The sequence below is a fragment of the Thiobacillus sp. genome, from assembly GCA_024235835.1.
Classification (GTDB): domain Bacteria; phylum Pseudomonadota; class Gammaproteobacteria; order Burkholderiales; family Thiobacillaceae; genus PFJX01.
In genome coordinates, this window is sequence record JACKLQ010000001.1 from 1,117,033 (window position 1) to 1,141,285 (window position 24,253).

The 24,253-nt window shown below is 64.0% G+C and carries 30 protein-coding genes and 1 pseudogene; 25 read left to right on the top strand and 6 right to left on the bottom strand.

Features of this window, described 5'->3' with window-relative positions:
* The 10 genes and pseudogenes from H6935_05390 to H6935_05435 all read left to right on the top strand — a co-directional run bounded on the left by H6935_05390 (window position 1) and on the right by H6935_05435 (window position 6,100).
* Window positions 1–1,230, top strand: a complete 1,230-nt coding sequence (locus H6935_05390; GenBank protein ID MCP5277783.1) for a ribonucleotide-diphosphate reductase subunit beta — start codon at window positions 1–3, stop codon at window positions 1,228–1,230.
* A gap of 95 nt (window positions 1,231–1,325) precedes the next feature.
* Window positions 1,326–1,487, top strand: coding sequence for a hypothetical protein (locus H6935_05395; protein MCP5277784.1), 162 nt, complete (start codon window positions 1,326–1,328; stop codon window positions 1,485–1,487).
* A gap of 122 nt (window positions 1,488–1,609) precedes the next feature.
* On the top strand, window positions 1,610–1,888 hold the full coding sequence (locus H6935_05400; protein MCP5277785.1) for a type II toxin-antitoxin system RelE/ParE family toxin: 279 nt from the start codon (window positions 1,610–1,612) through the stop codon (window positions 1,886–1,888).
* A 9-nt stretch (window positions 1,889–1,897) separates the two neighbouring features.
* Window positions 1,898–2,182 (top strand): HigA family addiction module antidote protein, encoded by a 285-nt coding sequence (locus H6935_05405; protein ID MCP5277786.1) that lies wholly within the window; start codon window positions 1,898–1,900, stop codon window positions 2,180–2,182.
* A gap of 107 nt (window positions 2,183–2,289) precedes the next feature.
* Window positions 2,290–2,487, top strand: a pseudogene (locus H6935_05410) (histidinol dehydrogenase).
* A 269-nt stretch (window positions 2,488–2,756) separates the two neighbouring features.
* On the top strand, window positions 2,757–3,035 hold the full coding sequence (locus H6935_05415) for a hypothetical protein (GenBank protein ID MCP5277787.1): 279 nt from the start codon (window positions 2,757–2,759) through the stop codon (window positions 3,033–3,035).
* Window positions 3,032–3,400, top strand: coding sequence for a hypothetical protein (locus tag H6935_05420; GenBank protein MCP5277788.1), 369 nt, complete (start codon window positions 3,032–3,034; stop codon window positions 3,398–3,400). The genes H6935_05415 and H6935_05420 overlap by 4 nt, the downstream gene beginning before the upstream one ends.
* A 124-nt stretch (window positions 3,401–3,524) precedes the next feature.
* Window positions 3,525–3,905: a hypothetical protein gene (locus H6935_05425; protein MCP5277789.1), complete on the top strand. Its 381-nt coding sequence runs from the start codon at window positions 3,525–3,527 to the stop codon at window positions 3,903–3,905.
* A gap of 161 nt (window positions 3,906–4,066) precedes the next feature.
* On the top strand, window positions 4,067–4,753 hold the full coding sequence (locus H6935_05430) for an SOS response-associated peptidase (GenBank protein ID MCP5277790.1): 687 nt from the start codon (window positions 4,067–4,069) through the stop codon (window positions 4,751–4,753).
* A 177-nt stretch (window positions 4,754–4,930) separates the two neighbouring features.
* The gene (locus tag H6935_05435) at window positions 4,931–6,100 is read left to right on the top strand and encodes a hypothetical protein (GenBank protein ID MCP5277791.1); all 1,170 of its coding nucleotides are present in this window, start codon (window positions 4,931–4,933) and stop codon (window positions 6,098–6,100) included.
* 237 nt (window positions 6,101–6,337) lie between these two features.
* Here H6935_05435 and H6935_05440 read toward each other — a convergent pair whose 3' ends face one another.
* Entirely contained in the window at window positions 6,338–6,517 is a 180-nt protein-coding gene (locus tag H6935_05440) for a CZB domain-containing protein (protein MCP5277792.1), read from the bottom strand.
* Window positions 6,518–6,776: 259 nt separating this feature from the next.
* Between H6935_05440 and H6935_05445 the strand changes: the two genes are divergently transcribed.
* From H6935_05445 to H6935_05490, 10 genes are all read left to right on the top strand, one after another.
* Entirely contained in the window at window positions 6,777–7,790 is a 1,014-nt protein-coding gene (locus H6935_05445) for a c-type cytochrome (protein MCP5277793.1), read from the top strand.
* 92 nt (window positions 7,791–7,882) lie between these two features.
* Window positions 7,883–8,449: an NAD(P)H-dependent oxidoreductase gene (locus tag H6935_05450; GenBank protein ID MCP5277794.1), complete on the top strand. Its 567-nt coding sequence runs from the start codon at window positions 7,883–7,885 to the stop codon at window positions 8,447–8,449.
* Window positions 8,450–8,482: 33 nt separating this feature from the next.
* Window positions 8,483–9,160 carry a M15 family metallopeptidase gene (locus H6935_05455; protein ID MCP5277795.1) on the top strand — a complete coding sequence of 226 codons (678 nt, stop codon included), beginning with the start codon at window positions 8,483–8,485 and terminating at the stop codon, window positions 9,158–9,160.
* A gap of 136 nt (window positions 9,161–9,296) precedes the next feature.
* Window positions 9,297–10,049 carry a hypothetical protein gene (locus H6935_05460; protein MCP5277796.1) on the top strand — a complete coding sequence of 251 codons (753 nt, stop codon included), beginning with the start codon at window positions 9,297–9,299 and terminating at the stop codon, window positions 10,047–10,049.
* 237 nt (window positions 10,050–10,286) lie between these two features.
* Window positions 10,287–10,817 carry a Spy/CpxP family protein refolding chaperone gene (locus tag H6935_05465; protein MCP5277797.1) on the top strand — a complete coding sequence of 177 codons (531 nt, stop codon included), beginning with the start codon at window positions 10,287–10,289 and terminating at the stop codon, window positions 10,815–10,817.
* Window positions 10,818–10,993: 176 nt separating this feature from the next.
* The gene (locus H6935_05470; protein ID MCP5277798.1) at window positions 10,994–11,464 is read left to right on the top strand and encodes a peroxiredoxin; all 471 of its coding nucleotides are present in this window, start codon (window positions 10,994–10,996) and stop codon (window positions 11,462–11,464) included.
* Between the two features lie 89 nt (window positions 11,465–11,553).
* Window positions 11,554–12,504 (top strand): AEC family transporter, encoded by a 951-nt coding sequence (locus H6935_05475; GenBank protein MCP5277799.1) that lies wholly within the window; start codon window positions 11,554–11,556, stop codon window positions 12,502–12,504.
* Window positions 12,505–12,690: 186 nt separating this feature from the next.
* Window positions 12,691–14,748, top strand: a complete 2,058-nt coding sequence (locus H6935_05480; protein ID MCP5277800.1) for a C1 family peptidase — start codon at window positions 12,691–12,693, stop codon at window positions 14,746–14,748.
* A 184-nt stretch (window positions 14,749–14,932) separates the two neighbouring features.
* Window positions 14,933–15,364 carry a DUF937 domain-containing protein gene (locus H6935_05485; GenBank protein MCP5277801.1) on the top strand — a complete coding sequence of 144 codons (432 nt, stop codon included), beginning with the start codon at window positions 14,933–14,935 and terminating at the stop codon, window positions 15,362–15,364.
* A gap of 27 nt (window positions 15,365–15,391) precedes the next feature.
* Entirely contained in the window at window positions 15,392–16,174 is a 783-nt protein-coding gene (locus H6935_05490; protein MCP5277802.1) for a DUF4197 domain-containing protein, read from the top strand.
* Between the two features lie 34 nt (window positions 16,175–16,208).
* On the opposite strand, the gene H6935_05495 is transcribed toward H6935_05490, so the two are convergent.
* The 4 genes from H6935_05495 to H6935_05510 form a co-directional block, all read right to left on the bottom strand.
* On the bottom strand, window positions 16,209–16,517 hold the full coding sequence (locus H6935_05495) for a hypothetical protein (protein ID MCP5277803.1): 309 nt from the start codon (window positions 16,515–16,517) through the stop codon (window positions 16,209–16,211).
* 350 nt (window positions 16,518–16,867) lie between these two features.
* A complete protein-coding gene (locus H6935_05500; protein ID MCP5277804.1) occupies window positions 16,868–17,245 on the bottom strand; it encodes a hypothetical protein in 378 nt (125 codons plus the stop codon).
* 102 nt (window positions 17,246–17,347) lie between these two features.
* Window positions 17,348–18,403 (bottom strand): hypothetical protein, encoded by a 1,056-nt coding sequence (locus H6935_05505; GenBank protein MCP5277805.1) that lies wholly within the window; start codon window positions 18,401–18,403, stop codon window positions 17,348–17,350.
* A gap of 92 nt (window positions 18,404–18,495) precedes the next feature.
* Window positions 18,496–19,176 carry a hypothetical protein gene (locus H6935_05510; GenBank protein ID MCP5277806.1) on the bottom strand — a complete coding sequence of 227 codons (681 nt, stop codon included), beginning with the start codon at window positions 19,174–19,176 and terminating at the stop codon, window positions 18,496–18,498.
* Window positions 19,177–19,654: 478 nt separating this feature from the next.
* Here H6935_05510 and H6935_05515 point away from each other — a divergent pair, with 478 nt between their 5' ends.
* The 5 genes from H6935_05515 (at window position 19,655) to H6935_05535 (ending at window position 23,398) form a co-directional block, all read left to right on the top strand.
* Window positions 19,655–19,888, top strand: coding sequence for a hypothetical protein (locus H6935_05515; GenBank protein MCP5277807.1), 234 nt, complete (start codon window positions 19,655–19,657; stop codon window positions 19,886–19,888).
* A 154-nt stretch (window positions 19,889–20,042) separates the two neighbouring features.
* On the top strand, window positions 20,043–20,282 hold the full coding sequence (locus H6935_05520; protein ID MCP5277808.1) for a hypothetical protein: 240 nt from the start codon (window positions 20,043–20,045) through the stop codon (window positions 20,280–20,282).
* 71 nt (window positions 20,283–20,353) lie between these two features.
* Window positions 20,354–21,214 carry a neutral zinc metallopeptidase gene (locus H6935_05525; GenBank protein ID MCP5277809.1) on the top strand — a complete coding sequence of 287 codons (861 nt, stop codon included), beginning with the start codon at window positions 20,354–20,356 and terminating at the stop codon, window positions 21,212–21,214.
* A 340-nt stretch (window positions 21,215–21,554) separates the two neighbouring features.
* Window positions 21,555–22,580 carry an IS110 family transposase gene (locus tag H6935_05530; GenBank protein ID MCP5277810.1) on the top strand — a complete coding sequence of 342 codons (1,026 nt, stop codon included), beginning with the start codon at window positions 21,555–21,557 and terminating at the stop codon, window positions 22,578–22,580.
* A 290-nt stretch (window positions 22,581–22,870) separates the two neighbouring features.
* Window positions 22,871–23,398, top strand: coding sequence for a DsrE family protein (locus tag H6935_05535; protein MCP5277811.1), 528 nt, complete (start codon window positions 22,871–22,873; stop codon window positions 23,396–23,398).
* A 150-nt stretch (window positions 23,399–23,548) separates the two neighbouring features.
* Here H6935_05535 and H6935_05540 read toward each other — a convergent pair whose 3' ends face one another.
* Window positions 23,549–24,205, bottom strand: coding sequence for an NAD(P)H-dependent oxidoreductase (locus H6935_05540; protein ID MCP5277812.1), 657 nt, complete (start codon window positions 24,203–24,205; stop codon window positions 23,549–23,551).
* Window positions 24,206–24,253 lie beyond the last annotated feature (48 nt).

A 24,253-nucleotide genomic window follows, 5' to 3' on the forward strand; every position in this document is an offset into this window, starting at 1 on the left:
ATGCTCAGCTTCGAAGACGACTTCACCCCCACCGCCACCCCCGCACCCGCGCCCATGCCCCAGCTTCAGCCCGCCAACCTGGGCCTGGGCTTTGCCGGCGGCGGCGTGGCCCAACCCAACTGGGACACCCCCAAGGCCCCCCCCCTTTCCCAAAGGGGGGCAGGGGGGATTTCCGCTGCCATTCCCAAGGAAGGTGAAGCCCCCCAGAAGAACCGCCGCGTGCGGGTGGAAGACAAGCGCATCATCAACGCCAGCACCGACGTGAACCAGCTCGTGCCCTTCAAGTACAAGTGGGCCTGGGAAAAATACATCGCCGCCTGCGCAAACCACTGGATGCCCCAGGAAGTGAACATGAACCGGGACATCGCCACCTGGAAGGACCCCAACGGCCTCACCGAGGACGAGCGCCTCATCGTCAAGCGCAACCTGGGCTTCTTCGTCACCGCCGACAGCCTGGCCGCCAACAACATCGTCCTGGGCACCTACCGCCAGATCACCGCCCCCGAATGCCGCCAGTACCTGCTGCGCCAGGCCTTCGAGGAAGCCATCCACACCCACGCCTACCAGTACATCGTGGAAAGCCTGGGCCTGGACGAAGGCGAAATCTTCAACGCCTACCACGAGGTGAGCAGCATCAAGGCCAAGGACGAGTTCCTGCTGCCCTTCATCGACGTGCTCTCCAACCCGGACTTCAAGACCGGCACCCCCGAGGACGACCAGACCTTCCTCAAGTCCCTCATCGCCTTCGCCTGCATCATGGAAGGCCTGTTCTTCTACGTGGGCTTCGTGCAGATCCTGGCCATGGGCCGCCAGAACAAGATGACCGGCGCCGCCGAGCAGTACCAGTACATCCTTCGGGACGAGTCCATGCACTGCAACTTCGGCATCGACATGATCAACCAGATCAAGCTGGAAGAGCCCCACCTGTGGACCCCCGCCTTCAAGGCCGAGCTCAAGGCCATGTTCATGAAGGCCGTGGAGCTGGAATACCAATACGCCGAAGACACCATGCCCCGGGGCGTGCTGGGCCTGAACGCCCCCATGTTCAAGGAATACCTGCGCTTCATCGCCAACCGCCGCGCCACCCAAATTGGCCTGGACGAACTCTTCCCCGGCGCCAACAACCCCTTCCCCTGGATGGCCGAGATGATCGACCTGAAGAAGGAAAAGAACTTTTTCGAGACGAGGGTCACCGAGTACCAAACGGGTGGCGCACTCGCTTGGGATTGATCTGACCAGTCCCCTCTCCCGCAAGCGGGAGAGGGTTAGGGAGAGGGAAATACAGAGGTAAATGCGAAGGTAACACCAACAACAGGAGACACCCCATGCGTACCCTGCAAGCCAACGAAGCCAAAGCCCGGTTCACCGCCTTCATCGCCAAGGTCAAGGCCCACAAAGAGGAAGCCCGGCACTACAAGGACATGGATCAGTCGGTGGTCACCACCATCCGGTATCAGCGGATGGCCGGTCAGGAACGGCGGGTCTGAGCGTATTGCAAAACCGGCCGGCCCCATGAATTAGGAGCTCTGCCGTGCGTAGTTTCGGGAGGGGCACTCAAAAACAACAGCCCCATGACTGATAACAATATATTTACAGTTGACAGTGGGGTATGATCAAAACATTCCGGCAGAAGTGCCTGGAAACCTTCTTCCTGACCGGCAGCAAGAAAGGCATTCAACCCAGCCACGCCAATAAGCTCCGCCTGCAACTGGCCTCGCTGGACTCTGCCAGAGGCCCCCAGGACATGAACGTCAGCGGCTGGCGGCTACATGCATTGACGGGCGACTTGGCAGGCCACTGGTCGGTAACGGTAAACGGCAACTGGCGCATGACCTTCCGCTTTGAAGGCCAGGACGGGGAACTGGTTGATTATCAGGACTACCACTAGAGGCAAGAGATGAGCCGCATGCACAACCCACCCCACCCCGGCGAAGTCCTGCGGGAATGGATGAGCGAATTGACGGTGACGGAGGCCGCCGAGGCTTTGCAGGTCTCCCGGGTCACGCTGTCGAAAATCCTCAACAGCAAGGGCGGCATCAGTGCGGATATGGCCCTCAGGCTATCCCAGTGGCTGGGAACCTCGCCCGATCTCTGGTTGGGGATGCAGAACCAATACGATCTGTGGCAAGCGAGCCAGGCCAAGCGGCCAGCGATCAAGCCTTTGGAGAGGATGGCTGCGTGAAAACGTGGTCCGTCCCTAATTACCCGCGCTAATTACCCGCGCTAATTACCCGCGCTAATTACCCGCGCTAATTACCCGCGCTAATTACCCGCGCTAATTACCCGGTCCCTAATTACCCGCTGCCCACCTCCCGCACGGCCCGCTTCTCCTCGCCCCTGGGGGTGTACGACTTCCAGAAGCGCTCCAGCCTCATCCAGGTATCCGAGACGGGGGCCAAAACCCTGGGCGAGATCGCCGCCGCCCTGGCCTACGGCGAAGGCCTCCAGGCCCACGGACGATCTGCGGAGTTCCGGTTCAACGACTGAACCAAGTAGGCCCGCCATGAATCCCCGGCCAGGCCGGGGTTTTTTGTGTCTGGATGTTCGAGCAGAAACTCCAGCCTACGCGGCATGGAGGCTGAAGGGGGCGAATGTTGAATGCCGAAGGGCGGCCTCGTTGCTGCCCGTGGAGATGCCGCCTGCAGCGAGCAGGTCGGGGTCAGGAGCGGACGGACGCGAGTCGAGTCGAGTCAAGTCGATAAGGGCAATGCATATGAGGCTTGATAGGCCCCATGGCTTGGACGAGAATAGCCACCATGAAGGCGTCGCTGATCAGGCGGATCAAGGAGACTTACGGGCGGGGAGTCATCGAAGGCGTCATCTGGGAAGTGCCGGCGCCCGTACCCCCGTCGGGACATCGCATCAAGTACCGTCTGGTCTATGTGGTTGATGGCAAACGCCTGGTCGGCTACGACAACGAAAGGGGTAAGGGCGACCACAAGCACATGGGCACAGTGGAAACGCCCTACGATTTCAAGGATGTGCCCACCTTGATCCGCGACTTCTTGCGGGATGTGAAGGAGCTTGAATCATGAGCGTGCTGGAAGTGAAAGTCGGACAGCCAATCGAAGTCAGCCTGGCCCAGTTTGGAGAGGCTTTGCAAGCAGCCATGGAAGGTCAGCGGGTCAGTCCGTATCACGGCATCGGGTTTCGCACCATGGCGCAATTCAGCGAGGTGTTCACTCCGAAACGCTGGGAATTGGTCGAGTCGCTGAAAGCGGCGGGTCCGCTCTCGATTTATGCATTGGCAAAACGATTGTCCCGGCATTACCGCAACGTGTACAAGGATGTCAGCGCACTGATGGAATGGACGGTAATCGAGAAGGATGATGCCGGCCGGGTGTACGTTCCTTGGGATGAGATCGATGTCCGCTGGCCATTGCTCAAACAGGTTGCATGATTTGAAGAATACTTTACTTAATCCGTGGCAGGAGTAATAGGGGACAGGAGGGAGGAGTAATAGGGGACAGAGTAATAGGGGACAGACCACTTTTTTCTACATCCCATCATGAAACCGCAGTCCCATGAAAACCCTCTACGCCCTGGTCGCCTCCCCTTTCGCCGCCCATTTCCCCGACCTGTACCAGGAACTGGGCATCGTGGCAGAGCGTTTCGACTCCGCCCGCAACCTGCACCGCACCCTGAAGCAGAAGAAGCCGGATTTCTTCGTGGGTGAATTCATCTATGCCTGGGGCAATGACTACGCGGGCAACACGGTCTCCAATCTGGATGTGACCCTACGCACCCTCCAGGCCGTGGCGCCCCAGGCGAAGGTCATCATCGTCATGCAGCCCGGCGAGGCGGCCCACATCGGCAAGCTGCTGGATTTGTTCCCCGTCCATGCCGTGCTGCAAACCCCCATCGCCGAGGACCAGATGCGGGCCGCGTTGGTGGGGGTGGAATGAGCCCGGCGTAGGGCGCAATCACCGAAGGGTATTGCGCCGCATAAAAGATGCACCCGGCGGATAACGCCTTCGTCGCATCCGCCCTCCAGGCCGTAGTGAGCAAGGCAGGCTGCCAGGCTCTATAGTCTCGCTTGACCCATCACCCTTTCACCCGACATCCCATGTGCGGCCGCTACGCCTTCTCCACCCCGCCCGCGGAAGTTGCCGCCCACTTTGGTCTGGCTGAATGGGCGGACTTCGGCCCCCGCTACAACATCCCGCCGGGCACCGACATCCCGGTGATTCGCCTGTCCCCCGAGGGCAAGCGGGTGCTGCACCTGCTGCGCTGGGGCCTGGTGCCCCACTGGTCCAGGGACCCGTCCGTGGGGGCCAAGCTGAACAACGCCCGGGCCGAGGGGGTGAAGGAGAAGCCCTCCTTCCGCGATGCCTTCCGCCGCCGGCGCTGCCTGATCCCCGCCGACGGGTTCTATGAATGGAAGACCGAGGGGCGGGTGAAGCAGCCCTGGTATTTCAGCCTGAAGTCCGGCAGGCCCCTGGCCATGGGCGGCCTGTGGGAGTCCTGGCGGAGGCCGGACGGGGAGATCCTGCGCACCTGCGCCGTCATCACCACCGGCCCCAATGAAGTCATGGCGCCTGTGCACGACCGCATGCCGGCCATCATTCCCCCCGAGCACTGGCAGGATTGGCTGGCGGCACCGCCCGACGAGGTGGAATCCCTGCTGGCCCCCGCCCCTGCAGAGGCCATGCAGGCCTGGAAGGTGGACCGCCGGGTAAGCCGTACGACGGAAGACGATGGGGGCTTGATCGAACCCTTGCCGTCTTGCCCGGACCAGCAGACAGGCCACTGAAACCAGCGCGCCACCACGTTGTCCACACGTTACTTACCAGGGCATACCTGATTTCTGGTTGGCCGCACTGGCGATATATTCCGGTTTCCAAGTAATGCAGGGTGGCAACCCGCCCCAAGTCCTGGCTTCTGCGCACTGCCGCAGTTTTCCAAATTTGTTCGTGAAGGCATGTCCATTATGAAAAACCGTGCATGGCTGATCTGCTGCCTGACCTTGCTTGCCGCACCTGCCCAGGCATTTGACCTCTGGGGTTCGGTCAAGGGCCTGGTCGGAGCGGAGAAAACCGAAGAGAAACCTGCGGAGCCCGGGGCGGATTCGAGCAGCACAGACAATGCATCCGACGCTGCGCCGTCCCAATCCGCCCCGATATCCACAGCCCTTGACCCGGCACCCAAGGTGGTCAACCTCGATGCGGATACCTTCCTGGCCAAGCGCGCATGGCCGAAGAAGGACCTGGCGGCCATGAAGGAGGTAGTGGTGGGCGGCTTCCGCGTGGCCTTTGCCACCAAGGCCGTGGTGTCAGACAGCATCCGCGCGTCCTACATGGTGGGTGGCACCCATAAGTCAGGCGTCAATTCCAAGGTCGAACTCACCCTGGAAGGCATGGACCTGCAGCGCATGCAGGCGGAAGTGGACAGGGCCTACGAGGATTTCCTGGCCCAGTTGAAGGCCAGTGGCGTGGACCTCATCCCCTATGCCGACTTCTCCGCCCATCCCTCCTTCGCGGAGATCGAGGCGGCCAAGGGCAAGGATGGCGGGCCTTACACCGTGGAGCACGGAGGCCGCACCTATTTGGTGCTGTCCCCCACCGGCATGAAGCTCTGGTTCGACCAGGCGGAACAGTTGGGCGACCAGGGCGCCTTCGGCTGGGGCAATGGCCGGCGCGCCGGCGATTTCGCCTTCGACAACAAGGCCCTCGTCCTCAACCCCATGTATGTGGTGGACTTTGCGGAAACCGCCGCCGGCCGCAACAAGGGCCTGTTCGGCGTGCGGAACGAGACCGACGTGGAGGCCAAGGCAGGCATGAGCCTGAGCAAGAACCTGAGCCTGCTCTATGTGCGCGGACGTGCCGCCCCCATTTCCTCGGCGGTCATGGGCGGGGTGGCGAACCTGAAGGAGAACGTGGTTTTCGCCGGCCGGTTCGGCCAGCTCAACATGGGAGAAACCGACAGCAACCGGGCCCTCGTGGCCGGCCTGGCCCTCATGGGCCTTTCCGGCGGACCGGTGCGCACCAACCAGAAAGGGGTCATGCAGGCAGACCCGGCAAGCTACGCGGACTATTCCAGGCACCTGCTGCTGACCGGCAACCGCCTCTATGCGCGAGCAATAGGCGATCTTTATCGATAGGCCACCTGGTGCGGAAGGCGCAATACCTTCCGCCACCCGGACCGCGACAACGGGCGTTCCGGATCCAGGTTTCCGGGACCAGCCTGAAGGAAGGGGGCCTGTCCTAACCAGGCAATGGAAGAATTGCCTGGTCTTGTCTTCAATGCCTCTGGAAGCGAGTCGGCGCAGTCGCGCCGGCTTTTTTCACCGCCAGATGCGAGGCCGTGAGCATGACCAGGATGCGATCCTTGCATTGGATCAGGCCGGGGCATTGCTTGCGCGCAGCCTCCATGTCACCGTTCCTGACGGATGCACGATCTGGCTGCCCAGCACGTGCACTTCGTTGTGCACGTCCTCGATCTGGCAGAACTCCGGAAGATGGTGGTAGCGGTCCTTGCCGTGGCCGTAGTACCAGTGCCCGAACCGGCAACTCCACATGTCAAGAACGCCGCCCTGGGACCGTCACTTTTGTAACATCCGAGATAGTCGCCGCCCCAGGGCAGGCAGAGATGCCGTATCCGACCAGACTCCCCTGCCCGCGGCCACCGCTGGCGGCTGGTCACAAATGACGACCGGGTCACCGTCGCTGCCGCGGTGGCTGATTACACTGCTGGGTAGGGCGACATTAGTCAAGGCAGAACCTGTCAGGCTCCATACAAGATAAGGCCGATATCCGGAGCCCTCAGGAAATCCCGCCATGCGCATCTTCGTTACCGTCGCCTTCGCCCTGGCCGTAACCGCCGCCCAGTCCGCCCCTGTGCCCCTGCCCGCCCAGCCCCCGGTGCCCGCCCACAACCCCATGAGCGCTGCCAAGGTGGCGCTGGGCAAACAACTGTTCTTCGACCCCCGCCTTTCCCTGGATGGCACCGTCTCCTGCTTCTCCTGCCACAACGTGATGGAGGGCGGCGGCGACGACGACCGGGCCACCTCCGTGGGCGTGGCCGGCAAGCTGGGCAACCGTTCCGCCCCCACCGTGTGGAACACCGCCTTCATGAGCGTGCTGTTCTGGGACGGGCGCGCCGCCAGCCTGGAGGAGCAGGCCAAGGGCCCCCTGGTCAACCCGGTGGAAATGGCCATGCCCAACCATGCCGCCGTCATCGGCCGCCTGAAGCAGATTCCCGGCTACGTCAGCCAGTTCAATGCCGTCTTCGGCGGCAAGGACGCCCTCAGCATCGACAATGTCGCCCGCGCCATTGCCGCCTACGAGCGCACCCTGCTCACCCCCGACAGCCCGGTGGACCGCTTCCTGAAGGGAGACAGGCAGGCCCTTTCCACCCAGGCCCAGCAAGGCATGAAGCTGTTCGACCGCATGGGCTGCGTGAGCTGCCATTCCGGCCCCAACTATTCCGGCCACATCGTGAAGGAAGGCTTCCTGTTCTATCCCTGGAACCTGCAGAAATTCCCCACTTTCAAGGGCAGCATCTACGACGCCAAGTACGAGCTGACCCAGGACCGGGGCCGGTACGAGGTGACCAGGAATCCCAAGGACATTCGCATGTTCCGCATTCCCACCCTGCGCAATATCGCCCTGACCGGGCCCTACATGCACAACGGCAAGGTGCCCAACCTGGAGGAGGCGGTGCGGGTGATGGCCAGGACCCAGCTCAACAAGGAACTGGAGGACAGGGAGGTGAAGGCCATTGCCGCCTTCCTGGATGGATTGACCGGACGCTTCCCCAGGCAGGAACGGCCGGACCTGCCTGGGCTGTAGGGGGAAACGGCGTAACCCTGACTGCAGGCAGGCTGATTCCCCTCATGGATAATCCGGGTAGCAGACTTTGCATGAACCTGGAGTCCTAACCCATGAAGATCCTCGTCTTTGCCGGAAGCACCCGGCGTGAATCCGTCAACCGCAAGCTGGCGCGGGCCGCCGCCCAGGCCGTGGATGCCGCCGGCGGACAGGCCACCCTGCTGGAACTGGCCGACTACCCCATGCCCCTCTACAACGGCGACCTGGAAGCTGAAAGCGGCCCGCCGGAGCACGCCTTCCGGCTCCAGGAGGTCATCGCCGCCCACGCCGGTCTCGTCGTGGTCTCGCCGGAGTACAACCATTCCATCCCGGCCCTGCTGAAGAACACCCTGGACTGGGTGTCCCGCACCCCCCGGGTGAAGGGCGCGAATCCCTTTGCGGGCAAGGTCACGGGTCTCATGGCCGCTTCCCCCGGGGGCCTGGGTGGCCTGCAGGGGTTGGATGCGGTTCAGCGCGTGCTTACCACCCTGGGCGCCCTGGTGCTGCCCAGGGTGGTTGCCGTGCCCCGTGCGGATGTGGCCTTCGATTCGGAAGGCCGCCTGACCGACGAGAGTTCCGCCCGCCGCGTGGCGGAACTGGCGGCCGAGGTGGTGGCCATCGCGGGCAAACTGACCCGTTGACGATTCTCCTAGCCAAACCATTCACGCCCCGCCATGAATTTGTCCGCCCGTTTGCTCCCCATCCTGTTCCTGGCCTTTCTTTTCAGCGGTCACGCCCTGGCCCTGCCCGAGGGCTTCGTATATCTGTCCGAGGCCGTTCCCCTGGCCCGGGAGGAGGTGCGCTACGCCACGGCGGACAATTTCGTGGGCCGGCCGGTGGACGGATACCGGACTGCCCGGGTGGTGCTGAGCCGGCCGGCGGCGGAGGCACTGGACAAGGTGGCCCGGGACCTGGCGCCCTTTGGCCTGGGCATCAAGGTGTTCGACGGCTACCGGCCCCAGATGGCCGTGGACCACTTCGTGCGCTGGGCGGCGGATTTGGCGAACCAGGCCACCAAGCACCTTTACTATCCGGGCGTGGCCAAGGAGCACCTGTTCCGGGACGGCTACATCGCCGAAAAATCCGGCCACAGCCGTGGCAGCACCGTGGACCTGACCCTGGTAAACCTGGCCGACGGGGGCGAGCTGCCCATGGGAACGCCCTTCGATTTCTTCGGACCCGAATCCTGGCCGGACCATCCGGGCATCCCGGCGGCCGAGCGGGCCCACCGCCTGCTGCTGCGCCAGGTCATGGAGCGCCACGGCTTCCGTCCGCTCAAGGAGGAGTGGTGGCACTTCACCCTTGAAAGCGAACCCTGGCCAGGCCGCTACTACAACTTCCCCGTGGAGTAAGACAGGCCCGGCATCGGGCCCGTGGAGAGCCCAGCGTCGAGGCGGCCCCACACGAACTCTCCATTCCCATTCATCCCGGCTACATTGAAAACAAGCGGAGGGACACTTGCCCCACGCGCAGGCCGGGGAGAAGACCATGACACATATCGCCTCCAATCACCCCCATACCTGGGGGCGGCTTGCATGGGTTTTCCTTGTCCGCCTGTTCCTTGGCCTGTGCGTTGGGCTGTTGCCCGGATCACCCTGCCGGGCTGCCCCCACGGGTGGCAGCCTGCTGGGAGAGTGGACCTGCAGTGGCGGGTCCAGCTTGCGGTTCCATTCCCCATCCCAGGGCGTGCTGGATGGCGACCCTTTCAGTTACAGGAAGACACCTGAAGCGCTGCTCGTGGAGGAAGACGGCGAAATCGTGCCCTATCCCTATCGCCTCCAGCAGGGAAGTTTGCAGATCCGGTTCCCCGATGGCTCGACGATGCAGTGCGAACGCCGAGGGGGCGGCCATGCAGTCGAGAGCGGCCAGGCCGCCGGGGGCCCCGGTAGCGACGAGGCCAGGCTGGCGAAGGAGATCGCCGGCATATGGTGGGGCTATTCCGGTTCCACCGAACGCAAGATCGGCCTGTGCCCCGGGGGGGTGTATTTCGACTACTCGGAATCCAGCTACTCGGGGAGATCCTCGGACATGTACGGCAACCAGGACATGGCCTGGGGCAGCGCCTCCCAGAGCAGCCGGCGTGGCCGCTGGCGACTCACGGGCACGGCCCGGAGCGGCAGCATCTCCGTACAGTTGGAGAACGGCGCATCCTTCGTACTGAACTACCGCCAGATCGGAGACCCGGGTTGCCTGAGCTTCAACGGCAACACCTTGTGCCGCACATCTAAGAGCTGCCGTTAGCGGCCAAGGCTGGTCACACCTCCATCTGTCCCGCCACGGCAGGGAGTGAACATTGCCTTCATCTCCCAGGCGAGGCCCGGATGGGTTGCAAGTCGCCAACGCTTCCCCGACTCCCCGCCGACACAATTTGTAACCACTTGGCCGTTCGCGGAAATCCCTCGGATACAGGCGACCTTCAGGATTGGGCCATGCCTTCCCTTGGTGGAAGGCAGGTCCTCAACCTTCAAGGAGTCCGTCATGAACAAGCTTTCAAACCTCTTCAGCAAGCGCACCCTCATCGCCGGCGTACTGGCCGGCTCCGCCGTGCTGGCCGCCTCCACCTTCGCCATGACCGGCGGACCTGGCGGCCAGGGACCGGCGGAAAACTGCGCCCAGCGCCAGGCCTTGCAGGACAAGGGGGCAATGCAGGCCAGGTTCCAGGAAATGCGCAGCCAGCGCCTGGCGACCCTCAAGGACAAACTGCAATTGCAGCCCCACCAGGAGGGTGCCTGGCAGACCTTCGCCAACGGCCTGCCCGGCAAAGGCCCCGGCAGCCGCGAGGAACGCCAGGCCATGCGGGATTCGATCCGGGACATGCCCACGCCCCAGCGCATGGACATGATGCTGGCCCGGGCAGACCAGCGCCGAGCCCAGATGGTCCAGCGCGCCGAGGCGGTGAAGCAGTTCTACACCCAACTGAGCCCCGAACAGCAGAAGGTCTTCGATGCCGAGGCCATGATCTTCCGTAACGGCCACCGCCATCACGGTGCCCGGTTCCAGCAGTCCTGATGGAGTTCGCCCCCGGGGTCCCTGCCCCGGGGCCATTTGCCGTCCGATGGGCCGGTCACTGGCCTGGCGACGGTTTTCTTCTGGGACGACCTCCGGCCCATGACGAAATACCGTAGCTATCTTGTCGGGTATCATCCGGATCACATTTGCATTCAAATGCCCCATAAAGGTCATACATGCTCACACCCAATACCCCCGCCCCTGCGTTCACCGCCCCCAACCAGTTCGGCGATCCCGTCAGCCTGGCCGATTTCCGTGGCAAGCAGAACGTGATCCTCTACTTCTACCCCAAGGACGACACCCCCGGCTGCACCATCGAGGCCAACCAGTTCACCGCCCTGGCGGAAGAATTCGCTGCCCTGGGCACGGCGGTCATCGGCGTGAGCCGGGATTCCTGCGCCAGCCACCGGGCCTTCATCACCAAGTACGGCCTGCGCGTGGACCTGCTGGCGGATGAGGACGGCAGCCTTTGCCAGGACTATGGCGTGTGGCAGGAGAAGGAAAAGAACGGCGAGAAGAAAATGGGCATCGTGCGTTCCACCTTCCTCATCGACAGGAACGGCCAGCTGGTGGACGTGATGTATGGCGTGACGGCGGAGGGCCATGCCGACGCCATGCTGGTGAAAGCCCGGTCCCTCGGCGCCTAGCGACATCCCATTGAAGGCCGGCCCGGTGCCGTTGCCTTCCAACTTTCGCCATGCGACCCTCAAGGTCCCGTGGCAGCAGGACGGCCGCCTTGTCCGACTTCCTGAACATCCTTTCCTTTGCCTTCTCGGTCACGGGGCCCATCTTCGTGGTGCTGATGCTGGGGATCGCGCTGGCGCGGGTGGGCCTGATCACCGATGCCTTCGTCGATGCCGGCACCAGGCTGGTCTTCAACGTCACCCTCCCCTCCCTGCTGTTCATCAGCATCAGCAAGACCAACCTCGGACAGACGGCAATCATCGCCCTGATCGGCTATGGCCTGGCAGGCACCCTGGCGGTTTACCTGCTGCTCGAGGTGCTGGCCCGCTACCTGGTGCGGCCCGGCACGGACCGGGGTGTGGTGGTGCAGGGGGCCTTCCGCTCCAACATGGCCATCGTCGGCCTGGCCTATTGCGTGAACGCCTATGGCGAAGCCGGGCTGGCCGCCGCTTCCCTCTACCTGGGTTTCGTCACCATCCTGCTGAACATCCTCTCGGTGATCACCCTGAACCGCTCCCTCGACCGGCACGGTTCCTGGCGCGACACGCTAAGGAGCATCGTCCGGAATCCCCTCATCATCTCCATACTTCTGGCCCTGCCCGTGGCCTGGACCCACCTGAGCCTGCCGGCCGTGCTGCTGAAGACGGGCGAATACTTCGCCCAGATGACCCTGCCCCTGGCGCTCCTGTGCACCGGCGCCTCCCTGAGCCTGGCGCATCTGCGTCAGGAGCCGCGCAACGCCCTCTACGCCACCCTCGGCAAGCTCCTTCTGGTGCCGGCTCTGCTCACCGGCGGCGGCTTCTTCCTGGGCTTCCGGGGCATGGACCTGGGCATCCTGTTCCTGCTCTCGTCCTCCCCCACGGCTGCGGCGAGCTACGTGATGGCCCGGGCCATGGGCGGCAACGCCGGCCTGGCGGCCAACATCATCGTCCTCACCACCCTGGGCTCCATTCTCATCACCAGCCTGGGGATCATGCTGCTGCGCGGCCAGGGGTGGATGTGACGGCAGCCACGCTGTTGCGCGGCCCTGCCGCCTGCTCTACAAACAGGGTTAGCCGTGTGCCAGGCCCGGAGAGATCGCCCGAGCCACCCCTAGTGGGGGACGAGACGTTCTTTGGGCGGCCCGGCGAACGACTCGTTCACCCCGGACACCGGCCCGGATAGCGCCCACAACGACAGGAGGTTCACCATGCCCACCCAGACGTCCCACAATCGCACCTTCGACGCCCGTCCGGATCGCATCGACCTGCGGGACCGGGTCTACCAGCCCAAGCTGGAGTCCCTGCCTCCCCGCTACCCGGACGAGATCGACATCGGCAAGTACCTGCCCGCCTACGCCCGGACCCTGGTCCTGGACCAGGGCCAGGAAGGGGCCTGCACCGGCTTTGGCCTGGCGGCGGTGGTCAACTTCCTGCTCTGGCGCAACAACGGCTTCAAGATGAAGGGCCTGCAGACGGTGAGTCCCCGCATGCTCTACAACATGGCCCGCTTCTACGACGAATGGCCGGGGGAGGACTACGACGGTTCCAGCTGCCGGGGCGCCATGAAGGGCTGGCACCGCCACGGCGTGTGCACCGACAAGCTCTGGCCCTACCGCAACGCCAAGGGGAAGATCGTCTTCGTGGAGCCCTCCAAGGGTTGGGACGGGGATGCCGCCAGCCGTCCCCTGGGTGCCTACTACCGCATAGAGAAGGACAGCATCAGCGACCTCCAGTCCGCCATCCGGGAGGTGGGCGCCATCTACTGCTCGGCCAACGTGCATGAGGGCTGGTTCCTGGATGCGACAACCCAGCCCGTGGTCATTCCCCAGACCAAGAAGAAGGTGGGGGGCCACGCCTTCGCCATCGTGGGCTACACGGAGGACGGCTTCATCGTGCAGAACTCCTGGGGACCCAAATGGGGCTACCACGGCTTCGCCATCCTGGCCTACGAGGACTGGGCCGCCAACGGTACCGACGCCTGGGTGGCCGTACTGGGGGCGCCCATGCGGGTGGCCGCCGCTCCGGCCACCTTCAGTTCCCGGCCCCTGCAGCAATCCGCCGCCCAGCAGGCGGGACTGTTCGGCAAGAACCCGGGCAGGGACTTCGCCTACCAGAACCCCAGGGTGCGTCCCCTGGGCGAAGGGGAGGCCTATCTGCACACCCTGGTGCTGGGCAACAACGGCATGCCCATCAACCGCATCCTTACCGCCGAGAACGCCGCCAAGGCTGTGGAACAGGTCTGCTTCGCCGGGCCCAGGGCCTGGTTAACCGGGCTTAAGACCAACCGACCCCGGCGACTGGCCTTGTACGTGCATGGAGGACTCAACAGCGAGGCGGATTCCCTCACCCGCATCCGCATGATGGCGCCCTACTTCCGCGAGAACGGCATCTATCCCCTGTTCGTCACCTGGAAAACCGGCGCCATGGAGAGCATCGGCGGCATCCTGGACGACGCCCTGCGGGAAGTGTTCCGCTCCCGCCCGGAGATGCGGGACGAGGGCATCGCGGACAGGATCAAGGAGGCCCTGGGGGAGGCCCGGGACCGCTCCATCGAGGTGGCCTGCGAGAACCTGCTGGTGAAGCCCATGTGGTCGGAGATGAAGCAGAACGCCGCGGCCGCTGCCCAGGCCGGGGCCGGCCTGCACCTGCTGGCCGGCCACCTGGCCGCCCTGAGGAAGGCCGTGCCCAACCTGGAGATCCACCTGGCGGGACACTCCGCCGGCTCCATCGTCCTGGGTCATCTCCTGTCCCTGCTGGACCAGGAGATCAAGGCCAGCTCCCTGACCCTGTTCGCGCCAGCCTGCACCCTGGGCTTCGCCGTGGAGCACTACGGCTCCGCCCTCCAGGCCGGCAAGCTGAGCCAGGCCACCATGCACACCGACCTCATGGACGACGAGCGGGAACGGGCCGACACCGTGGGGCCCTATGGCAAGTCCCTGCTTTACCTGGTGAGCCGCGCCCTGGAAGGTCGCCACAAGACGCCCTTGCTGGGCATGGCCTGGTCCTGGCCGGCCAAGGACCGGCCCCAGGACCAGTGGTCCGGCGACCCGTATTCCAGGGAGGCCCTGGAAAAATGGGCGAAACTGTCCAAGGGCATGGGCCTGCGGCTCCATGACAAGAGCCGGGAGTACGTATCCACCGGCGGAGGCCAGATCAAACTGGCCCACGGCTCCTTCGACAACGACGTGGAGGCGGTAGCCGCCATGCTCCAGCGCATGCGCGGCGGTGCGCCGCTGGATGCCCGGGTGGAGAACCTGGCCTACTGAAGTGGGGGCGTTGGGCCATCGGCACCGTTGGGCAGCCACCCCGATCGACCCTCGAGGGGCCTGCGTGTGATCCATGTCGCAGGCGGGAAACAGCATTTCGCCTCATCATGGGAAGTGGCTGGCGCCAGGAGAAAGCGCCCAGCCACTTTTTCCAGACCCGGCAGCATAAGCAAGGAGAGAAAACATGGGACTTTTTGACGACGCCCTCGGCGGAGTTCTCGGCAGCCTGGGAAGCGCCAGCGATACCCCGGCCGGTGGCAGCAATGCGATGCTGCAATTGGTCACTGGCCTGATCAAGCAACATGGAGGAGTCGGCGGCCTGGTGGACACCCTGGCCAAGAGCGGCCTGGGCTCCCAGGCTGCTTCCTGGGTTGGCAGCGGCGACAACGCCCCCGTCACCGGCGACCAGCTCGGACAGGCCCTTGGCGGCGGCCAACTGGCGGCGCTGGCCGGGCAATTCGGCGTGGACGCCCATGCGATAAACGGCCTGCTGGCCCAATACCTGCCGGAGGTCGTGAACCAGCTCACCCCAGGCGGCAAGCTGCCGGATGAGGCCAACCTCAATACCCTGCTGGATAATGCCCTGCCTGCCCTTGCAGGCAAGCTGTTCCGTTGAAAATCCCGGGATTAATGGAGACAAGCCATGCGTACCACCCTAGCCGCCAAGGCTTTGACCCTTGCCCTCGCCGGCCTGCTTTCCACGTCCACCCAGGCGGGCTGGCTGGAGGACCTCAAGAAGAAGTGGGAGGAAGCCCAGCCGTCCAAGTCCTCCGGTACTGCCGCTTCGGGCATCGGCGCCGCGGCGGCGATTCTGAGTGATGAAGACATGGTGAAGGGCCTGAAGGAGGCCTTGTCCAAGGGGACCCGGTCCGCTATCGCCAACCTGGGCAAGGACGGCGGCTTCCTCAACAACCTGGACGTGAAGATCCCGATGCCGGACGAGTTGCAGAAGGTGGAGAAGCTGATGCGCCAGCTGGGCCAGGACAAGTACGCGGACCAGTTCGTGTCCACCATGAACCACGCGGCGGAGAAGGCCGTGCCGGAGGCGGCTGCATTGTTCGCTGATGCCATCTCCCAGATGAGCCTGGCGGACGCCAAGTCCATCCTCAAGGGCCCTGACGATGCCGCCACCCAGTACTTCCGCAAGACCAGCGAGGCAAAGCTCAAGGAACGATTTCGCCCCATCGTGGAGAACGCCACGAGCCAGGCAGGCGTCACAGCCTCCTACAAGAAGCTCATGCAGAAGGCCGGCCCCTTCGCCCAGTACCTGGGTCAGAGCGCCACGGACCTGGACGGCTACGTGGAAAACAAGGCCGTGGATGGCCTGTTCAAGATGATCGCCGCCGAGGAGAAACGCATCCGCCAAGACCCCCTGGCCCGTACCACGGACCTGCTCAAGAAAGTATTCGGATCCCTGGGCAAGTAAGCGACGGCCAACTGGAAAGGCCGTTCAAGCCAGCTCAACGATCCAGGGCCCCATGCCCGTTGAGGTTGCGCCTCATGATGGCGATCAGCCCAAGAGCCCATACCAGGTGGGTGTCCTTGTCATGCTCGTTGGGGTCTTCGTAGCCCAGCATCGAGCAGATGCTCCAGCGGGCCCGTTCCAGGGGCTCGCCCATCCCCAGGGCAATCATGTCTTCAGCACCGTTCAATTCCGAGACCAACGAGATGGTGGCGCCATACAGCGCCGCCTTGTCGATATCCACCTCCGCCGTGGCCGCAAGCCACGCCAGTTGCTCCAGCTTGGAAATGGCCAGCATCGGCTTCATCACTTCATGTCTCCTCCAACAATGTCCAACGCTTCTCGTCGCAAGCGGCAGGGCGCAAACCTCCATATCCAGCACACCCTCCGTTGCAACGCACGGATCAGGATCATTGACAGGAAAACGCCGTGAAAAGTCCCCTTACCAGGCTTTAATTCTTCGCTTTATCCCGCACTGCCCGGATCGAGCGTAGCCAGCCGTTTGACCGGCGGATAGCCACGTTAGCGTGAAACGACACGATCTCGACCGAGCCCCTGACGGTTGCAGGCAAGGGTGCCACCACCTTGATCGGGAAGCACTCCATGAATCGAGGCATTTCACCCCAGCCGCCCTGGTTATTCAGCGCCCCAACCCCGTCAGAACTTGCGCCTGAAGGCCACGCCGAACGGCTTGGCATCCTCCAGCCGGGCATCTCCGCCACGCAGGTCCACGGCGCCGCGTTCCAGCAATTCCATGGCCCATCCGTCGTCCCCCGGCTTTCTGACCGCGCCGTAATTCACTCCCCGCAGCATGGATTTGATCCGGGCCAGGGCTTCGGCCGCCTTGTCCGCCGTGGCATCCGCCTGGTCGGACTGGGGACCGAACCTGTCGATCTCGATGAGGTCATCCCGGGCCTGGGCGCCGCTGCCTGATGAAGCAGCCTCCGCGGCAGGTCTGGCACTGCCCTTGGCCATGGCCCAGCCGGGCATTCCCGCGATGACCGCCATGCCCATGAGCATCGCCTTGCGCCTCATCCCGCCCTCCATGTGCGTTGGATCGGACGCTTTCTTTATAGCCCGCCCGGGAAATGGGTCGGTTAATCCTTCCCAACCTCCCACACGCCGGGAACATCCAGGTCAATTGCCCCGGAGCCAGACCGACTGGATGTGGTCGCCGTCATAGGCGTAGGCAAAGGCGGCGTTGCGGCCGTCGAAGGCGACCTCCATGGGCACTTCGCCCATGTCCGCCCAGTCGGGGTCATTGCTGCCCGTGATGCGGAGGAACCAGCGCCCGCCGCGTTGAATGAACTGGCCGCCGTAATGGAGGGCCTGCATGGAGCCGAATCCGGGCACCAGTAGTTGGGCCTGCCACTGGTAACGATCGGGGGCCCGGCGGTTGATGGCCAGGGTGCCGCCCGTTGCGGCCGGTTCACCATCCACCTGGTGGGCCAGGAGTTGGTAGCGTCCTTCAATGCCCGACTGGACGGGAGGCGTTACCGGCGAGGGCTCCACGGGCAGGCCGGGTGTCGCTACCACGGCTTCCGCTTCGGGCAGGACCGGCAAGGGCACTTCGCCCGCCAGGGGAGGCTGGGATGGCAGGACATGCTCCCCACGTTCTTCGGTCATCCAGCCCAGGGCGGCCAGGGCCATGAAGGCGGAGATGATGATGGCGGTGACAGCCGTAGCCTTGCCGCCGGCTCGCTGGTGATTGACGTCCATGATGGCGGCGATGCCGAAGCCCGTGGCCACCAGGGTCGCCACGAGAAAACCCAGGGCGAAATCCCGGTCCCGCAGTTCCATTTCGGGCAGGGCGGCCACCACGCCAAACAGCACCATGCTGATGGCGATGCTGACCCATGCCTTCTTGCCGGGTGGCGGTGAATATTGCCCCGCCACGTCCCGGGGCCCCAGGGGAACGGGCTGTTCAGGGTGCATGGGGGCGGTGGCTGGCCTGACGCCCTGCATTTTCTTGAACTCGATGAGGAACTGGATGCCCAGGGGCACCAGCACCACGGCGTAGATGAGCCACTTGAATTCCTTGAGCTTTTCCAGATCGAAGATGAGGATGCCGGAAAGGATGAGCAGGCCGGCGATGGTGATGAGCAGGAAGGGGTAGTCCTTCAGGTAGCCGACGATCTGCCCCATCGCGGGATGTTCCTTGGGCGCTTCGGGTTTCTTGTCGCTATCGACCATGCTGTCTCCCACGCATGTTGATCATGGGAGGCATTATAGGCAGCCGCCCAGATCAGGACAGACACGCAGGCCGCGCAAGCCGCGCCGGGGTCCTAGTGCCTGGAACCCATGAGCCTGCGAGCGGATTCCGCGAAGGCCCCCAGGAACCTCACCCGCTCCTGGCCTGGATCATGGGCCGAGACCACGCCCCCTCCGGAACCGCTGTCGGCGCCCAGGAAAGGCAAGGCCCCCTGCTCCAGGCTGCAGCCGCTGGCCTGGGCAGCCAAGAGTGCCCCCACCCAGTCCGCCTCCATCTCCTGCTGATGCCAGAGGGGTGACATGCGCAGTGCCAGGGGGAAATCCCCCTCCAGCAGTTCCATGGCCCGCTGGCCCGTTTTGGTCCAGTTTGGCGGCATGCCGGACAGCACCAAGAGCGCATGGGCATCCTCGTCGAAGTGGCGCTGAGCGATGTGGACCAGTTCATGGCCCACCAGGAAGGCCAGCTGGCAGCGGGGCAACCCCAGGGCCTCGGGGCTGAGGACCACCACATCCGGAGCAGAGGACCAGGCCGGTCCATACCCCCCTTTGCTCGAAACCTGGAAGCGGACCTTCCCGATGCCCGCCAGGTCGGCCATGCGTTGCCAGTCAGGCCGGGGATGAAGGTCCACGCAATCTTCGCAGCCCTCGGTTCGCCAGGTGAAGCGTGTGACGTTGCTGGCATCGGGAAACCAGGCCGCACGGATCGGCTCCTGGGCATGTATCTGCACACAGCCAAGCAGGCCGACACAAGCCATCCAAGTTCGCCATCCCTGACGGCCAAGATGCTCTGCCGACCCTTCCGCATCCCTTCGTGCCATGGCCGCTCCTGCCTGTGCCCCAAGTCCCACCATAGATGGCCCTCGTCATCCTGCTGTCACATTCCTCGAACATGTGCGGCCAGGAGGTGACCGTGAAGCCGGGGTCGAGCGGCGGATTGTTGGCCAAGCACATATTGAATTCGTGGCGACCCTGCCAATACGCGGCCACTGGTACGCCAGCCCATGCCGATCTCTACATGGTCATTCCACGAAGACTCGACCCGGAACGGCAGTGGCGGCCCCATCGGCCAAGCCCGCCCCACGCCCATGGAACCGGCAGGCCGCCCTGGGGCATCCCGTCACCCTGCTGGCCACCATGGCGCCGGACATGCATGGGCCGGAGTAGCGCCGGCTGCTGGCAGAAGCCGGCGTGGATAGCGGATACCTGGTGACTACCAGCTAGGGCGACACGCCCATGTCCATGTTCCTGGTCCATGAAACCAACGGCTCCCGCACCATCGCCCATCACCGGGAACTGGCGGAACGGGTCTTCGAGGAGCTCCGTGGCCCTTCCTTGGGCCGCTGCGGCTGGGTGCACTTCGAGGGCCGCAACATCGAGGCTGTTGCCCCCATGATGGAACACCTGGCCGGGATCACCTTTGCCGGCAGGATCTCGGTGGAGGTCGAGAAGGTCTCGTCCGGGCATTGAAGGGTTGGTGGACCTGGCCAATCTGGTGCTGTCGTGCCGTGCCTACGCCCAAGCCAGAGGTTTCAACGATGCCCCGGCGCTGCTGTCGTACCTGCGCAGCCACGGCAACAGGGCGCTGATGATCTGCGCCTGGGGGTAGGCGGGTGCCTGGGCCTTGGAGGCGGACGGGCAGCACCACCACTGTCCGGCCTTCATGCCCCCCAGGGTGGTGGACACCGTGGGGGCCGGCGACGTGTTCAACGCCGGCATGGTCCACGCCCTGGCCATGGGCGCCGATACGCCGCGGGCCCTGGAGATCGCCACCCGCCTTGCTGGCCGCAAGGTCGACCAGACGGGGTGTCATGAATGCCCGAGCGCGCCACAGTCCTGCCGCTCCACTGAAATCATCGGGTGAGAGGTGTCACACCGACCTGCCACGACGGGCGCTAAGATGGCCCGTTCCGGGAAATTGGAAGGAGCAGCGCCATGCGTTGGGAACGCAGCAGAGCCAGCGAGAACGTCGAGGACCGGCGTGGTCGGGGGAATGGTGGCCTGCGCCTGGGGGGCAAGGGCATCGGCCTGGGCACCATCGCCATCGCCCTGGTGGCCATGTTGCTTGGGGTGGACCCGGGCATCGTGCTGAACATGGTGGGGGGCCCGGCCATGGAGCAGCAAACCAGCGCACCGGCCCAGCCGTCAGCCGACGACGAGGCCTCCCGCTTCGTCGCCCATGTGCTGGGGGACACCGAGGACACCTGGCGCAAGATCTTCGACCAGTCGGGACGCCAGTACCAGGACCCCAAGCTGGTGCTGTTCACCGGCAGCACCCAGACCGCATGTGGCCAGGGCCAGGCGGCCATGGGCCCGTTCTACTGCCCGGCGGACCACAAGGTCTATATCGACCTGGCCTTCAATGAAGACCTGAAGCATCGCTTCAAGGCGCCGGGGGACTTCGCCCAGGCCTACGTCATCGCCCATGAGGTGGGCCACCACGTGCAGAACCTGCTGGGCACGGCGGAGAAGATCCATGTCCTGCGCCAACGGGTGAGCGAGAAGGAAGCCAATGCCCTTTCCGTGCGCATGGAACTGCAGGCGGATTGCTTTGCCGGCGTATGGGCACACCATGCCCAGGCGGCCCGCCAGATCCTGGAATCCGGCGACGTGGAGGAGGCGATCAATGCCGCCACCGCCATCGGCGACGACCGGCTGCAGAAACAGGCCCAGGGCTACGCGGTGCCCGACAGCTTCACCCACGGCAGCTCGGCCCAGCGGGTGCGCTGGTTCCGCAAGGGCATCGAAAGCGGCGATCCCCAGGTGTGCAACTCTTTCCAGGCGCGCAACCTCTAAGAACGAGCTGAAATATTAACTGCCGTTAGGACTGAGCCCTTCGACAAACTCAGGGCGAACGGATTTATTCAGTGCGTTCCCAAATTCGCCCAGGACCTGCTGTCCGATAACTCGAAGAACGAAAGGAAATGGTATGGACGCCTCCCACCCCGTGAGCGCTGAACACGAGTTACCCACCGCGCCGGTCACCTTTGGTGATAGAGGGACCGCCGGCGCCCGGCGCGGTGGATAACTCTGCGGTGGTGGGGTGAGTGAGGGGTGGACCCTCACGGGCCAACGGCATCGAAGTGCCCAAGGTGGAAGATACGAAGATCTTCACAGGCAAACCGGAGGGTCCGAAATGAAGGATAGCAAGACTGTGGTCGGCGTTGACATCGCCAAGCGGGTGTTCCAGTTGCACTGGATCGACATGGAGACCGGAGAGATCGTGAGTTTGCAGCTCAAGCGCGAGAAGTTCCTGGAGCACTTTGCCAACCGGTCGCCCTGCCTGATCGGCATGGAAGCCTGCGGTGGCGCGCAGCACTGGGCCAGGCAACTTGTGGCCATGGGCCACCAGGTCAAGCTCATGCCGGCCAAGGCCGTCCGTCCCTTCGTCGGCGGCAACAAGAGCGACGCGCATGACGCCCGCGCCATCTGGACGGCGGTGCGGCAACCGGGCCTCAAGGCGGTTGCCGTCAAGACCGAGGAACAGCAGGCCATCCTGGCCCTGCACCGCATGCGTCAGCAGCTGGTCAAGTTCCGCACCGCCCAGATCAACGGCCTGCGGGGTCTCCTGACCGAGTACGGCGAGGTCATGCCCCAAGGCAAGGCGGGTGTGAAGAAAGGCATCGCCGAAGCCCTGCAACGGCTGTCCGATCGTCTGCCGGCGATGGTCATCGACACCCTGCGCGAGCAGTGGGCGCGGATCGGCAAGCTCGACGATGAGATCGGCGAGATCGAGCGGCGGTTGAAGGTCTGGCACAGGGAAGACAAAGCCTGCCAGCGTATTGCCGACATCCCCGGCGTGGGCTTGCTGACCGCCACGGCGGCGGTGGCCACGATGGGCGATGCCCAGGCCTTCAAGTCGGGGCGCGAATTCGCCGCCTGGCTGGGGCTGGTGCCCAGGCAGACCGGCACGGGCGGGCGCATACGACTCCTGGGCATCAGCAAGCGGGGTGACACTTACCTACGCACGCTGTTGATCCACGGCGCAAGGTCGGTGCTCACGCACGCCAAGGAGCCGCAGCCGTGGATCACGGAACTGCGCCGACGCCGGCCGCTGAATGTCGCGGTGGTGGCGCTGGCCAACAAGATGGCGCGCACGATCTGGGCCTTGCTGGCCCACGAGCGGACGTACCAGAAAGGGTTTGTGAGCCAGCCCACGTAGGGCTGGCTCACAACGTATCTCAACCACTTTGAGAGAAAGGAACGGCACGCCGTAAAGGTTGCGCAAGGTCGATAAAGTGTGATGGCAAACAGGTCAGACCGTGACCCGCCAAGCCTGTATGGGGTCAAGGACTTCGAGTCCTTCAAGGAAATGAGGCGCGGGTCAGCGGATTCCATCAGGGCCAGCAGGCAATCCAGCCTGCACCACAGGCCGGATATAAAACTGCAGCCTATCTGTCCCAGAACACCCCAATCGTCCTTGGCAAACGGGAGGCGTCCATATAAATCCCCATGCGCAAACCGGTTTTCACCCTGCTGACCCTGGTCTTGTCGACCACGCTGGTTTCACTCGCCCAGGCGGCGGACACGCCTGCACAAGCCGACCCCCGCCAGATGGTCATGGTGGACGCCAATGGGGTCTATCGCGTGGTCTACGACATCCACAGCGACGAACAGGCGGCGGGCATCTCCAAGGGCCTGTACTACGCCCGGGGCCTGTTCGAGGCTTTCCGCAAGCAGGGCGTGAAACCCGGCCAGGTGGACGCCCACCTGGTGCTCCACGGTGACGCCGCGCGCATGCTGCTGAAGGACGAGGCCTACCAGGTCGCCGTCAACGACCCCTTCGCCGTGAACCCCAACGCCAAGATCGTCCAGGATCTCATCGACCTGGGGGTGAGCGTGGAAATCTGCCACAGCGCCATGAAGAGCAAGGGCTGGAAGATCCAGGACGTGTTGCCGAACGTGGCCATCGTCCACGACGGCTATACCCGGCTCATCAAGCTGCAGAACGACGGCTACGCCCACATCGGCGGATTCTGAAAGGCTCTGTTCGCGTCAAATGTGGATATAACACCAGCGCTCCGCGGGATTTTCTTCCCCCTGTTTTAATGGGAAGAACCACGCAAAAAAGCGGTTATCGCCAATCCACTGATAACGCGAACAGAGCCTTCTGATAGGCCCTTCAGACGATCAAACCCACTGCACCACCTGCTCCAGGGCCTGCCTGGTCTTGGCAGGCTGGGGATTGACGCGGTAGCCAAAGGCCACCATCACCGCCAGACCGAACCGGTCCGGATCCATCGCGCCGGCCTCCGCCAGCACCCGGTCCGCGCCAGCCTGGTTGAAGCCCTCGATGGGGCAGGAGTCAATGCCCAGCATGGCGGCGGCGGTCATCATGTTGCCCAGGGCGATGTAGGCCTGGCGACAGCCCCAGTCGAAAAGTGCACGGGGTTCCTGGAGCTGGAAGTCCGTTTCATGGAACTGCCGGTACATCCCGGATTTTCGCGCCACGCCCTCCTCCGGCAGCCTCTGTATCTCCCGCATGAAATGCTGGGTGTATTGGGAGCCGGGGCGCATGTCGTCCTTGCGCACCAGGATGGCGATGACGTGGCTGGCGCTGGGGAACTGGCCCTTGGCGCCCCAGGTGACGGAGAGCAGTTTCTCCCGCAGGGCAATGTCCTGGATAACCAGGAAACGCCAGGGTTCTAAACCGAAGGAGCTGGGGGACAGCCGGCCGGTTTCCAGGAGCATGGTGAAATCAGCGTCGGGAATCCTGCGCTGGGGGTTGAAGGTCTTGCAGGCGTGACGGAAGTTGAAGGCGTCCAGAATGTCTTGCTTGGCGATCATGGAATCTATGCTCCGAATCAAGGATTGAATTCAGACAAAAGAATATAA